The sequence below is a fragment of the Nitrosomonas ureae genome (assembly GCF_900108305.1).
In the GTDB taxonomy this organism is placed as follows: domain Bacteria; phylum Pseudomonadota; class Gammaproteobacteria; order Burkholderiales; family Nitrosomonadaceae; genus Nitrosomonas; species Nitrosomonas ureae_B.
Genome location: NZ_FNUX01000003.1, coordinates 110,626 through 123,664, shown reverse-complemented (window position 1 = coordinate 123,664; position 13,039 = coordinate 110,626). Strand labels below are relative to the sequence as shown.

At 46.9% G+C, this 13,039-nt stretch carries 12 protein-coding genes; 5 read left to right on the top strand and 7 right to left on the bottom strand.

Features of this window, described 5'->3' with window-relative positions:
• Positions 1–219: 219 nt before the first annotated feature.
• The 3 genes from C4S39_RS03100 to C4S39_RS03090 all read right to left on the bottom strand — a co-directional run bounded on the left by C4S39_RS03100 (position 220) and on the right by C4S39_RS03090 (position 2,601).
• Complete coding sequence (locus C4S39_RS03100) at positions 220–651, bottom strand: hypothetical protein (protein WP_103965587.1); 432 nt, start codon at positions 649–651, stop codon at positions 220–222.
• Between the two features lie 168 nt (positions 652–819).
• Positions 820–1,878, bottom strand: a complete 1,059-nt coding sequence (locus tag C4S39_RS03095) for a metal-dependent hydrolase (protein ID WP_103965586.1) — start codon at positions 1,876–1,878, stop codon at positions 820–822.
• 12 nt (positions 1,879–1,890) lie between these two features.
• Positions 1,891–2,601 carry a TetR/AcrR family transcriptional regulator gene (locus C4S39_RS03090; protein ID WP_103965585.1) on the bottom strand — a complete coding sequence of 237 codons (711 nt, stop codon included), beginning with the start codon at positions 2,599–2,601 and terminating at the stop codon, positions 1,891–1,893.
• Positions 2,602–3,015: 414 nt separating this feature from the next.
• Between C4S39_RS03090 and C4S39_RS03085 the strand changes: the two genes are divergently transcribed.
• The 5 genes from C4S39_RS03085 to C4S39_RS03065 all read left to right on the top strand — a co-directional run bounded on the left by C4S39_RS03085 (position 3,016) and on the right by C4S39_RS03065 (position 8,541).
• Complete coding sequence (locus C4S39_RS03085) at positions 3,016–3,453, top strand: GNAT family N-acetyltransferase (RefSeq protein WP_103965584.1); 438 nt, start codon at positions 3,016–3,018, stop codon at positions 3,451–3,453.
• Positions 3,454–3,858: 405 nt separating this feature from the next.
• Positions 3,859–4,467, top strand: a complete 609-nt coding sequence (locus tag C4S39_RS03080; protein WP_103965583.1) for a MotA/TolQ/ExbB proton channel family protein — start codon at positions 3,859–3,861, stop codon at positions 4,465–4,467.
• A gap of 382 nt (positions 4,468–4,849) precedes the next feature.
• Positions 4,850–5,659 (top strand): MlaA family lipoprotein, encoded by an 810-nt coding sequence (locus C4S39_RS03075; protein ID WP_103965582.1) that lies wholly within the window; start codon positions 4,850–4,852, stop codon positions 5,657–5,659.
• Positions 5,660–5,785: 126 nt separating this feature from the next.
• Positions 5,786–7,783, top strand: coding sequence for a squalene--hopene cyclase (shc, locus tag C4S39_RS03070; RefSeq protein ID WP_103965581.1), 1,998 nt, complete (start codon positions 5,786–5,788; stop codon positions 7,781–7,783).
• The gene (locus tag C4S39_RS03065; RefSeq protein ID WP_103965580.1) at positions 7,780–8,541 is read left to right on the top strand and encodes a phosphorylase family protein; all 762 of its coding nucleotides are present in this window, start codon (positions 7,780–7,782) and stop codon (positions 8,539–8,541) included. Before shc ends, C4S39_RS03065 begins: the two co-directional genes overlap by 4 nt.
• Here C4S39_RS03065 and C4S39_RS03060 read toward each other — a convergent pair.
• From C4S39_RS03060 to C4S39_RS03035, 4 genes are all read right to left on the bottom strand, one after another.
• Positions 8,524–10,314, bottom strand: a complete 1,791-nt coding sequence (locus C4S39_RS03060) for an ABC transporter transmembrane domain-containing protein (protein WP_258039262.1) — start codon at positions 10,312–10,314, stop codon at positions 8,524–8,526. The two genes, C4S39_RS03065 and C4S39_RS03060, sit on opposite strands and share 18 nt — an antisense overlap.
• 208 nt (positions 10,315–10,522) lie before the next feature.
• Complete coding sequence (locus C4S39_RS03055; RefSeq protein ID WP_103965578.1) at positions 10,523–10,735, bottom strand: response regulator transcription factor; 213 nt, start codon at positions 10,733–10,735, stop codon at positions 10,523–10,525.
• Positions 10,736–10,817: 82 nt separating this feature from the next.
• A complete protein-coding gene (locus C4S39_RS15085; RefSeq protein ID WP_146059735.1) occupies positions 10,818–12,245 on the bottom strand; it encodes a calcium-binding protein in 1,428 nt (475 codons plus the stop codon).
• Positions 12,246–12,483: 238 nt separating this feature from the next.
• A complete protein-coding gene (locus tag C4S39_RS03035) occupies positions 12,484–13,014 on the bottom strand; it encodes a toxin-activating lysine-acyltransferase (protein ID WP_103965574.1) in 531 nt (176 codons plus the stop codon).
• Positions 13,015–13,039 lie beyond the last annotated feature (25 nt).

Here is a 13,039-nt window from a genome sequence, read left to right as displayed (position 1 = left end):
GATTCTCCGTTATGAGCCGCTCGCTATAATTCCCATAATCAGCTGAAAGAGCTCGTCCGCGCGGCCGATTGATTCAATTGCACCATGCTTTTTTGCCTGTTTCTTGCGTTCCGGCAAGTTTGAGCCGGTATAGATAACGAATGGAGTTGTATCTCCCAGGGAACGAAGCTTGTCGGGAAGAACATAACCTTCCTGTGCTCGTGATGAATGATGCTGTATTTATTCTTCCTGATTCTTCTGATTATTATCACGATGATGTTTCTCAATCTGACTCTTCAAGATCAACATGGTTTGTTGTGATTCAAGCAATTGATTTTTTAATACCGCTAATTCAATTTTTAAGTCATTGTATGCAGTTTTAGTTGCAATCAGTTCAGTTTCTAATTTTCTGGTTTCAAATGAAGGGGTGAAGAATGGGACAATCACTAATAGCGCGGTAGCGATTGCGACTATCGCGGTTAAGCCAATCAACCACCTGGTCAGTTTCTCGTTAATCATTGCATTGCGTACAGTAATGACAGCATGAACGAGTGCTTCCTCGCTTTGTAAGACGTTTGGATTTTTATTTAATCTATCCAGAACCTCATTCAGACTAATCTTCAGGTATTCGTCAGTCGTTGGATTCTCTGTTTTATCGGCAAAGGAGCTCATCGCATTATGTGTGTTTCATAAGTATGGTTAAATGTATTTAAGCTATTGATATAAATATAATCCTGATAATTTCTATCTGTAATTTCAATCATTATAAATTTTTCATTGATGGTTGGGTGATGGCTGGATTAAGTTTGAGTGATTACTGGCATCGGAGGACATGACAGATCAGTCAATATAAAATAATCCATGCCGCCGAACAATTTCCCAATCAGAAAGTTTATCTTGCCGGCATACACCGTAACGAAAAGAGGGCGGCAATTCCGGGAATTTGAAGCGCAGATCGTAGAACCAGATGCACAAATCTGACTCAAGAGTATCAATACGCTCCAGTACCGGGAATTGGGAAAAGGCGCGAAAAGGCTCAAAAACAGGGCTGAGCCATGCTTCACGGACGAGTGTTCTCTGTGTGAAGTCATCACCGAATTGTTGCTGAATATGCCAATTATTTTCCGAAATGGGGCGATAGACAGACGCCATCTTTGGCAGGAACGAGGTTGTTTGGTGTTGTCCTAAGGATTGCTGTAAATTCATATCAGCAAGATGATAGGTTTCATTGTGCCGAATGATGATTTTCCAGTGGAACGGTGACAGCGGTTGTGGCAATGCGGTAATGTGCGCTTGTGAAATAGCTTGGGAATCGGCATAGCGGATGCCGATTTCGATGGCTTGCCGGTGCAAAGTCCATAGAAAAATCACATATCCGCATAAACATACTAAAGCCGCCATAGCCGCGATTCGTTGTCGCGGATAACGCCATGAAATGATCAGGCCGGCAATGATGATCAGACTGAACCAAGGGTCGATGACAAATACCAGCGGCAGGGAAAAACGTTCGGTTGAGAAGGGCGCGAACAACATCAATCCATACGAAGTGACGAAGTCTCCCGCGATATGAATGGCAATGCCGAGGCATATGGGAGGAAGAAACAATTTCCAGGCATCGTGTCTTTGAGTCAGCCATGCAAATAACCTGGCCAATAGCCATGCCCACAACGGTAATAAAATCAGCGAGTGCGTCGGGCCTTGGTGCCAATTCAAGTAGGTGAGCGTGTCGATCAGACGGAGCGCAAAATCCACATCCGGGAACGCAGCTGCGGTAAAGCCCGCTGTAATTTGCACGCGCAATGGTAATACAGTATCGTGTTCTGGCCGCAGTTGCGGCGGTGATTGCGCTACAGCCCGTGCCAGCAGGGCACCGCTTAAAGCATGCGTGAGCGGATCCATGATTTTTTATTATCAGCCGGACTTGGCATGAGTTTCAGGGGCAATCGGTTCTGTCAGTGAGGAAGGTTGGGGTTTTGTGGAGGTTTCGGGGGCAGATACAGATTGCTCAGCATAATCGGTTGCGGTTTCTTTGCGCGGAACACCATAAATTCTATGATCCAGCGATTCAGCCACGAGCAGTTTGTGCTCCAGGAAATCGCGCGTGCGCTGTGAATTTTCTGATGTATCCTGCATCCAGTAAGTAAATGTCGCTAAATAAATTGTAGTTAGCGCGGTTTCTTCCAGTGCGCGCCGCAGAAAGGTGGCATCGCGTTGTGCGGCTTCGCGCATCCATTGTACTGTACGGCTGATGCGCATGATGGCGGGAATCTGAATATGTAAGTGACCGGGTTCCAGTTTGGCGCCGATCATTTGCCGCGTAACCTTGCGATGTGCAACCAATGCATCCAGCCAGGTCATGATGAGATGCCGCAAGCGTTCGCGCGACGATAACGACAGAAATTCCACGGTTTCTGCTGCCTTGAGCATTTGGCCATCGGCCCGGTCAAACCAGGCGTCAACCAAATCTTCTTTTTCACGGAAATAAAGACGAATATCATCCAGAGAAATATTTAATTCAGTGGCGACATCAAACAAACGCACCGCTTCCCAGGATGAGCGTTCGGCGAGGGCAACGGCTGTATCCACGATTGCATCGCGTAATTCAGGCTTGTTTTTTTTCATCTTGATTCTCCTCAGGGTATTGGTAGGAGTGGTGCAATTTGATGCCATTTTCACTATAACATACAAGGAATCGCTAGAAAAACGTGTATGCTCGTGTTTCCAGAAATACTTGGCGTCACGCGCTATCAAAGAATTATCAATTGGTTGGAACATAGGTTGTGATTTTTTGAATTATTCTAAGAACCCGTTGCGCATTAGATTCTTATGTATCAAATGATGTTGAATAGTAAGCGAGAAGGATTCGGGTTGCCTGGTTTGAGATACAGGCAAGTTGAAGTGATTTTGTATAACATGCCGCACGTGGTATCGCGCTGGCGTGATGATGCCGGACTGTAAATGCAAACCAGGATCATCATACGAGATTCAGCATGCCTTCCCGGTTGAAACCATTCTTCTAATACCTGTGAATTTTCAATGATTATCCGGATACGGCCCGTTCGGGATTCTGACTTTCAATGGTTGCTTGAATTGCACCATACCGTGTACCGTGACCTGATAACACAAGAGTTCGGTTATTGGGATAGTGATGAGGAATTGGGTTTGTTCAAAAATGCATGGGAATCGAAGAAAATCGAAGTTCTTTTGCAGAATGACAAGCCTGTCGGTATGTTCATCGTGATTGCGCATGTGGATCATTTTTGGCTGGATGAAATTCAGATTGATCCTCGCTATCAAAATCAGGGCATCGGTACTGAAGTGATTGGACGATTGATTGCCAGAGCGCGCACATGTTTCTTGCCATTGCGATTGAGAGTTTTGCGCGTGAACCAGAACGCTTACCGGTTTTATCAGCGATTGGGTTTTCTGCGGATCGGTGGAGTAAAGCATCACCATGTGATGGAAATAAGATGATGTTTTGTGGGAAGGTTATCAATTGTAATCGTTCGATTCATTTTGATAATGCTCGGTCGCGGAGATGATTTGCCGGTCTCGTAAAAGAGTCATGTATTAAGGTCCGAAGTGTCACAATAAATATTAACATCATGTTTATTAATGAATAGATGTGAGATTAATAAATAATCAAGTTAGAAAAGATGTTTGGATTTGGTCACTTAATTTTCCTTTTTGTAATATACACACAGACTTATCCACAGAAATTGTGGATAGAAAATGAATTGTTAAAATTGCAAGAGCCGGATACAGTGCGTGCCGTATCAACTGCTTGGTAATATTGTATGGAAATCAGGTAACATAACAGGTTGCAGAATAATGCCTGGATGAAATACCTGAATCTAAAGTGAGTGAGGAGATTGTTTCGTGTTATCTTTAATTCAAGCTGCGGGTTGGCCGATTTGGCCGATCATAATTGCTTCCATAGTTGCCTTGGCTATTATCGGGGAACGGATGTGGACATTGCGTTTGAGCGTTGTTGCGCCGAAAGAGCTGTTACCCAGGGTGTTAAATGAATATAAGCGTAATGGCGTCAATCCTGAAATGCTGGCGCGCTTGCAGATGCATTCACCATTGGGGCAAATTCTTGCGGTTGGCCTTAGAAATGTCAAAAGTACACGCGAGGTGATGAAAGAGTCGATTGAAGAATCCGGCCGGGTGATTGTGCATGATTTAAGCCGTTACCTGACTACGCTGGGAACCATTGCCGCACTGAGTCCTCTGATGGGTCTGTTTGGTACACTGGTGGGTATGATTGAAATCTTCGGATCAAACTCTCCTACCGGTAGCAACCCTGCACAGCTTGCTTATGGGATATCCGTTGCGCTGTATAATGCTGCATTTGGCATACTTGTCGCCATTCCCAGCATGATTTTTTATCGCCACTTCAGAGCAAAGGTTGATGATTTTGTGATAGAGATGGAATTGCAAGCGTTAAAATTGGTAGAAATTGTGCATGGCGAGAGAGAGGGTTGATTTTTCTTACATGCACTTTCTTTGTAAAGCGCTTGAAGATGTTTATGACTTTATCGCGTTGCGCGGTAAATTCCAATTTATGAGCACGGATTAAAAGTGACTTCAATCTTGTGAGCTTCGGAAGAATCTGGAAATTTCCAATTGAAGTAACAAATCATGATGCTGAGCTAGTAGTGTATACTCCGCTGAATCTTTTTGGCAGGAAATTTGTGCCGTGCAGGTGGATTGATGAGATAACGGTAGAATGTATGGCAAATGGGGTGCGAGGCTTTTGCCGCCAATCCGATAAAATTAGATAATTGTTGAATCAAGAATTGATGATCCTGTTGCATGTTATTGGTTTTGTTGAAAGAAACATGAAAATGGGCTGTATTGCAAGTAAATGAATGAGAATTCCGGAATTTTGAGAAATATTAACTATCGCTATTTGATTTTTATTATATTTTTTCTCTGTCTGACAATCTTGCAAGGATGCGCGACGACACCTAAAAGTAGCGACGAAGATATTGATCCGGTTGATCCGCATGAGAAAATTAATCGTGCTTCTTATGATTTCACGGACCGGGTCGATCGAGCAATCCTTGAGCCCATTGTAAATGTTTATGCTGATTATGTGCCCAATGCCGCGCAACGATCAATTGGAAATTTCTATGATAATCTGGCCTATCCGAATGTCGTCCTGAATTCTTTTTTGCAAGGAAAAGTAAAGCAGGGCGCCGGGGATACGTTGCGTTTTCTTGTGAATTCGACGATTGGTCTGTTTGGATTGTTTGATATGGCAACTCACATGGGTTTACAAAAGCACGATGAAGATTTCGGCCAGACGCTAGGTGTGTGGGGAGTTAATACAGGCTCTTATTTATTTGTTCCGCTATTGGGACCCAGTAGTGAACGTGATGTGACCAATATACCGGTAGGGCTTGTGACCAATGTGCTTTTTTACGCGGGTCTTGCTGTGGGTACGTATTTTGCTGCGCCGTTGACTATTCTGGGTGTTATTGATAAGCGGGCCCGGTTGATAGGTCCGATGCAGATTCGGGATGAAGCGGCATTGGATCCATATTTGTTCGTACGTGAAGCATCACTGCAACAACGTGAGTTCCTGGTACATGATGGCAAACTGCCTCTGGACCTTTATTATGATCCTTTTCAGGATAATCCCTTTGATAACAATGTAAAAATCAAGAAATAGTGTTCCTGTTCTTGATTTTATCTTACTTCATAGGGTATTGAGTATCTGAACAACAATACAGCCGGTATTCGTTAACAAATACACTTTTATTTTAAATTTACAATAGATATGAGCGCTTAGGAATATATGGACGGATCACAGGGAATATCGGATATATCGCAGCAGCCGGAGGGGTTTACTGTGAATGATGAAATACCTTCAGCGTATTCAGTATCCAATCTGAATCAGGATGAAATCAATGTTGATGAGCTGGAAAATAAGTTTACACAAGCTCGTTCGGCCATATTGTCGCTACAGAAACCCGATGGACATTGGTGTTTCCCGCTGGAGGCAGATTGTACAATTCCGGCAGAATATATTCTGATGATGCATTTCATGGATGAAATCGATGTCATTCTGGAAAATAAAATCGCCCGCTTCATTCGTGAAAAGCAGGATCCAGCTCATGGCGGATGGCCATTATATTATGGCGGCGCATTTGATATCAGTTGTACCATTAAATCTTACTACGCCCTGAAGCTGGTGGGTGATTCTCTCGATGCAGCGCATATGGTGCGTGCCCGGGAAGCTATTCTGGAGCGTGGCGGTGCGGCTAAGGCTAATGTTTTTACTCGTTTGCTGTTAGCCATGTATGAGCAGATTCCGTGGAGTGGGGTGCCGGTTGTGCCTACGGAATTGATATTGCTGCCCAGTTGGTTTCCATTTCATATCAGTAAGGTTTCTTACTGGTCGCGTACCGTAATGATTCCGCTGTCTATTTTATGTACGATCAAAGCGCGCGCGATCAATCCTCGTAATGTGGATATCCGTGAATTATTTATTGTGCCGCCGGAACAGGAAAAGAATTATTTTCCGCAAGCAGATACCTGGTTGAAGCGTGCTTTCATGCTGGTCGAACGAGTTTTGTCACGTGTCGAACCCAAGCTTCCCCAAGCTATACGCCAATATTCGATACGTAAAGCGGAAAACTGGATACTTGAGCGTTTGAATGGCGAGTGCGGGATTGGTGCTATTTTTCCTGCAATGGTCAACGCGCATGAATCACTGGCATTGCTGGGTTATGCGTATGACCATCCCAGTCGGGTGCAATGCCGTAATGCGCTGCGGGGATTATTAATTGACGAAGGGGAGCGTGCCTGGTGTCAGCCATGTGTCTCACCAGTTTGGGATACGGTATTGACATGTCTGGCGTTGCAGGAAGATCCGGCAACGGATCAGGGGCCTGTACTAAAAGCACTGGATTGGCTGGTTGAGCAACAGGTTCTGGATGAGCCGGGTGATTGGCGCGACAAACGGCCGGATTTGCCAGGAGGCGGCTGGGCATTCCAATATGCGAATCCGCATTATCCTGATCTTGATGACACTGCTGCTGTAGCCTGGGCACTGGATCAAAGCGATGCGCAACGTTACCAGAAACCCTTGGATCGCGCAGCCAATTGGCTGGCAGGAATGCAATCGGATAATGGCGGTTTTGCGGCTTTTGATATTGATAATACCTATCATTATTTGAATGAAATCCCTTTTGCCGATCACGGTGCATTGATTGATCCTCCTACGAGTGATGTGACGGCGCGTTGTGTCGGCTTGCTGGGAAAATATGGGAAGCATCAACGCGAGGTTTGGCGCGGCATCAGTTTTCTGCTGCGGGAACAGGAGAAAAACGGCTCTTGGTTCGGACGCTGGGGTACCAATTATATTTATGGCACTTGGTCAGTACTGGAAGCTTTTCAGTTGGTCAACTTCGATATGCAGCATACATCGGCGCGGCGCGCCGTTAAGTGGTTAGAATCCGTGCAAAGAGCCGACGGCGGCTGGGGTGAGACGAATGATTCCTATCTGGATACACAGCTGGCCGGACAATTTCCTGGCACCAGTACCGCATTTCAAACCGCCTGGGCAGTGCTGGGTCTCTTGGCGGCTGGAGAAGTCAATAGTGAATCGGTACGCAGGGGTATCAATTATTTATTGCATAATCAGACGGATGATCATTTGTGGGAAGATCCCTGGTTTACTGCACCTGGTTTTCCGCGGGTTTTTTATCTGCGCTATCACGGGTATTCAAAATTCTTTCCGATTTGGGCGCTGGCGCGCTATCGTGCTCTAACAAAGGAGGCGGTTGCTTGAACGTAATCGGTATTGTTTCAGCGTTAAAGTCAGAGGCAACTTGTATAGTGAATTTGCGCATTCCTGTTTATCAGGTAGTGAATGCAGGAGAGAGAGCCCGTCTGTGCCTCAGCAGCATGGGAAGCAATGCAGCGCGGGGAGCAGCGCTGAAATTGCGCGAGTTTGGTGTTAATGCATTGGTGAGCTTTGGCGTTGCTGCTGCATTGGATGACAAACTGATTCCCGGCGATCTGGTGCTGCCTGAGGCCATTGCAGCGGGTGGAGAAAGTCTGCCGGTAGATCTGGAATGGCGTAATCACCTGGAGGGCTTGCTGTCAGCGCATTTGACTGTTACTGGCGGGATTCTCGCATCCAGTGAAACGCCTTTGACTTCCAGGCAGGAGAAGATTGCGCTGGGTGAGGCGGTCGGTGCTTGTGCGGCTGATATGGAAAGTGCGGCTGTGGCAAAAGTAGCGGCTGACGCCGGTATTCCGTTTATCGCCATCCGCGCGATTATCGATCCAGTCGATTTTTCTCCGCCGGAGGCATTGTTGAGCGCGGTGTATCCGGATGGCAGTGTTGATTTTATTCGTCTCATCACATTGCTGATTGGACGGTCGGTTTCAATCAAGACACTGTTTCATCTTGCATTAGGAATGCACGCAGCCCGCGCTACATTGACAAAAGTCGTGCAAACCGCCGGAGTGGCGTTTGCCAGCGGATCCATTCTTGAAAGCCGCGATGCAGATGGCAACGGTGAATCAGCCGATAATATGTGACTGAAACTGCAACGCGGCCAACTGTGAATACAGCGGGCTCGATTGTAGCAATTGCGCATGTGTTCCCAATGCATCCAGACGCCCGTGATCAAGCACAGCAATCCGATCGGCGGATTGCACCGTAGCCAAACGATGAGCAATGACCAGTGTGGTGCGGTTGCGCATCAGATGTTGCAATGCTTGCTGCACCCAAAACTCGCTTTGCGCATCCAGCGCGCTGGTGGCTTCGTCCAGTAGCAGAATGGGTGCATCGGCTAATAGTGCGCGTGCAATTGCCAGCCGCTGTTTCTGACCGCCGGATAAGCCCAGTCCGGAATCCCCCAAATGTGTCTGATAGCCTTGTGGCAGCATGCGAATGAAATCGTGTGCAAAAGCTGCTTTGGCGGCTGCCTCGACTTCGGTATCGGTAGCGTCGGGGCGGGCATAGCGAAGATTTTCGCTGATTGTGCCGTAGAATAGCGCCGGATTTTGTGATACCAGGGCAAAGCACTGCCTTAATGCAAAAATATCCAGATTCCGGATATCAATTCCTTCCAGCTTGATACTACCGGATTGGCTATCAAAAAAGCGCAGCAGCAGGTCAAACAGCGTGGATTTTCCTGCGCCGGAAGGGCCTACCAGCGCCAAAGTTTCGCCTGCGCGAATTGTAAATGATAGCTGATTGATAACCACCACCTCGGGGCGTGAGGGGTAGGCAAAGCACAATTGATCAAGGGCGATATTTCCGGATACTTTTGGTAATGGGTGGGGTTTCTCCGGAGATTGAATCAGATTTGGCGCTTGCAATAATTCTACCGTCCGTTCAGCGGCGCCGGCGGCACGCTGCAATTCACCAATGACTTCGGAAATGGAGGCAACGGCCGATCCGACAATAACGCTATAGAAAACAAAAGCGGCTAATTCTCCGGCGCTGATGCGGCTTTCGATGACATCCATACCGCCCACCCATAGCATTAATCCGACGGCACCGAGGACCAGAATTATGACGATAGTGATCAGTAACGCGCGTTGAGTAGTGCGTTGTTTGGCAACTGCAAATGCTGCCTCGACCTGATCGTGAAATGTGGATTGGTCGATGGATTGGTGATTGTAAGCCTGTACGGTTTTAATTTGTCCGAGCACCTCGCCGACATAAGCACCCACTGCAGCAATTTTGTCCTGGCTTTGGCGTGACAAATGCCGTACCCGTCGGCCATAAATCAGGATTGGAGCTACGACCAACGGCACACAGATCATCACCAGAGCGGTGAGTTTTGCATTGGTAATGAATAGCCAGATAATGCCGCCTATCATCATAATCAAATTGCGCAGCGCGAATGAAACCGAAGACCCGATCACAGTTTGTAGCAACGTCATATCAGCAGTGAGGCGCGATTGGATTTCGAGACTGCGGTTTTGCTCGAAAAATCCGGGATGAAGATGGATCAAGTGATTGAATACCTTACAGCGGATATCGGCAATTACCCTCTCCCCAAGCCAGGTGACCCAATAGTAGCGGGTAAATGTGCCCGCAGCCAATGCGATCACCAGTAATAAGAATATCGCTACATATTGACTCAAAAGGTCTTTGGATTGCGTTGCGAATCCTTGGTCTATCAGTAAGCGGATGCCTTGTCCGATCGATAACGTAATTGTCGCCGTAAATAATAAAGCCAGCAGACTGTAGATGACCTGGCGCTTATAGGGCGCAATAAAACTTGTCGCCATTTTGACAGCTTGCCAGCGCGTTTGTTTTTTATCGGAATGATGGGGCATGGAAGGTGATTCAATCATGAAAAGTACTTTATACACCCAATGTTGAATAATCGGTGTTGATCGGTTTATTCTTTGCAGCTTTTTGTAGATAGGATGTTACGAATTGTAGGAGCTGGTATGGGAATTTCCGGATCGATGCCTTTGAGTTATCGGATAAGAATTATCTTCAAGACCGCAGATTAAAAAAAGCGTACGGTAATTATTAACCCCGCAGCCAACTGCGGGGTTAATAACAGTCCGGCAGAGCCGTTAAGCCGTCCGTTCCGGGCAATGCAATGTCCAGTAAGATCATATCCAGCGATTTTACATTAGGAATTAATTGCACCGCCTCGGAGATATTCGAGGCTTCAATTACAAAAATATCATCGTGCAGCTTTTTAAGTGCATAGATCAATGATTCTCTAACCAATACATGATCTTCGATGAAAAGTATATTCATATGCAGCAATTCAGGATTGATCTGACAATTACCCAGCTTGATGAAGCAATTATCAGATCAGGTTGATTCTACCAACTATAAATCAGAGTACAAAGTCGGTGGCAGCGAGCACATGGAGCCCGTTTAATTGGATTTCCATATCGACATCTAAATTGCCATCACCTTCAAATTCAGCTTGAACAATGGTCCTATTGTTGACAGGATCCTGAAAATATCGCACTTCACCTCCACCGCTGAAATTGGCCGTACCTCTGAAAATGAAAGCATTATCAGCGCCGCCATTTACAGCATCGATGGATGACAAGTCGATTTCATCAACGCCGGCAGTAAATCCATTGATGACATCCCGGTTGGCGCCGACAGCGCTTTCGCTGAGTGCATTATAGTCAAAGGTATCGCTACCGCCACCGCCGGACATGACATCCCTGCCAGCACCACCGGTTAAGGTATCTTGCCCCAATCCACCGAAAATGATGTCATTGCCGCCTTGCCCCAGAAGCGTATCATTACCGTTTGCGCCATCCAGAGTATCCGCGCCGCCACCACCTTTGATCGTGTTGTTGGAGGCATTTCCGGTGACATTGTCATTGCCGTTGCCCATGAAGGCATTTTCAAAATTGGTATAGCTTTCTCCACCAAAGTTTGTCAGTCCGGTTGTCATGTTGAATACATAGCTGCCATTAAAGGCCGTATGGTCGATAGTATCAACGCCCGTTCCGCCATTCATGGTTTCACCACCAATGCCTGACTTCATGGAATCATTGCCCGCATCGCCGTTATAGGTTCCGCCATCGCCATCGGAGGTGATCGTGTCATTACCTCCGCCGCCATTTAACGTATCGATACCTCCGCCACCTACCAGGGTGTCATTGCCCAGACCGCCAAAAATGGTATTGTTTGCATTATTGCCGGTTACGGTATCGTTGCCTGCTCCCATTCTGGCGATTTCAAAATTGGTATAACTTTCTCCACCAAAGTTTGTCAGCCCGGTCAGCATGTTGAACTCATAATTTCCGCCAAACCATTGATGATCGATGGTATCAACCCCGGTGCCACCATTCATGGTCTCGGGTCCATTGCCTGAAAACATCAGATCATTGCCTGCATCACCGTTATAGATGCCGCCATCTCCATCGGAGAGAATATTGTCGTTACCGCCACCACCGTTCAGTTGATCGACACCGGCGTTTCCTCGTAATATATCGCTGCCAAAGCCACCGAATATGACATCATTGCCGTCACCTCCATTGATGGTGTCATTGTCGGCGCCGCCGTCGATGATATCGTTGCCTGCATCACCATTCAGCGTATCGTTGCCGCCATTACCGCTGATATTGTCAGCACCGGAACCACCAAAAACAGTATCGGGGCCGCCAGCGCTGCTGATAGTGTCGTTGCCGCCGAAGCCCCTGACAGTATCGGCTAACTGTGTTGGGAATCCGGAAACGCCAGGTGAAATCAGTGCCGCTGTAATTGTGTCATTACCATTTGTTCCATTGACTATAGCCATTTTGAATCTCCTTAAAATGAATGAAATGATTCATCTATCAGCTGATAGATTAGGACGAGCAAACATCAGGTTACAAGATATTCTTTATGTTGTGTGTGAGAAAAGTCACAAAACCGGAACGATTTCCGGTTTAGTCATTATGAGGTAAATTGCGATTTAAGCAATCCTGAATGATTGGGACGCTGGAGTGCCCGTTTCAAAGGAAGAAAGAGATGCTGCCGTGACTAAGCTGTTTTTGTTACGGAGCCGGTGAGTGATCAAATTTTTCGCCGAATCGAGCAGCGTGTATGTGCGCATCGACGAAAGCATTGACGCTGAGGCGGCCGGGGCGGGCACGCCCATCCGGGTAATGGCGCTTGAAATAAACCATTTTCTGGGTGCGTCCGACTTCGCGTAAGCGTTCGAGCAGCAGGTGCGTGACCTCGTTCGATTCCGATGCCCACGCATTGATCAGCAGGATTTCACCGGCTTTGCTATCCTCGAAGGAAAGCTCACCTTGTTCCGCAAGCCACATTTCACCCTTTTCCCGAGTGGTCAGCGCCCAGCCAAGGAACCCGGCAATGTGCCCATTATCCGATGCGATCAGATAGTGGCCACGGTTGATTTGTCCAACCAGTATGCGGGACCAGTGTCCGAACGGCAGGCGCGCAAAAGCCGGTTTAGTCATCAAATAACTGACCGCGAATCCAAGCGCTTGCGCAGGGTTGATTCCCGTCAGAAGACGAATTTTGGAAACGTCAATTTGAGTCGCAGATGATTTATCCGGCATATTCCGATTGAGTGGTTCGCGATCA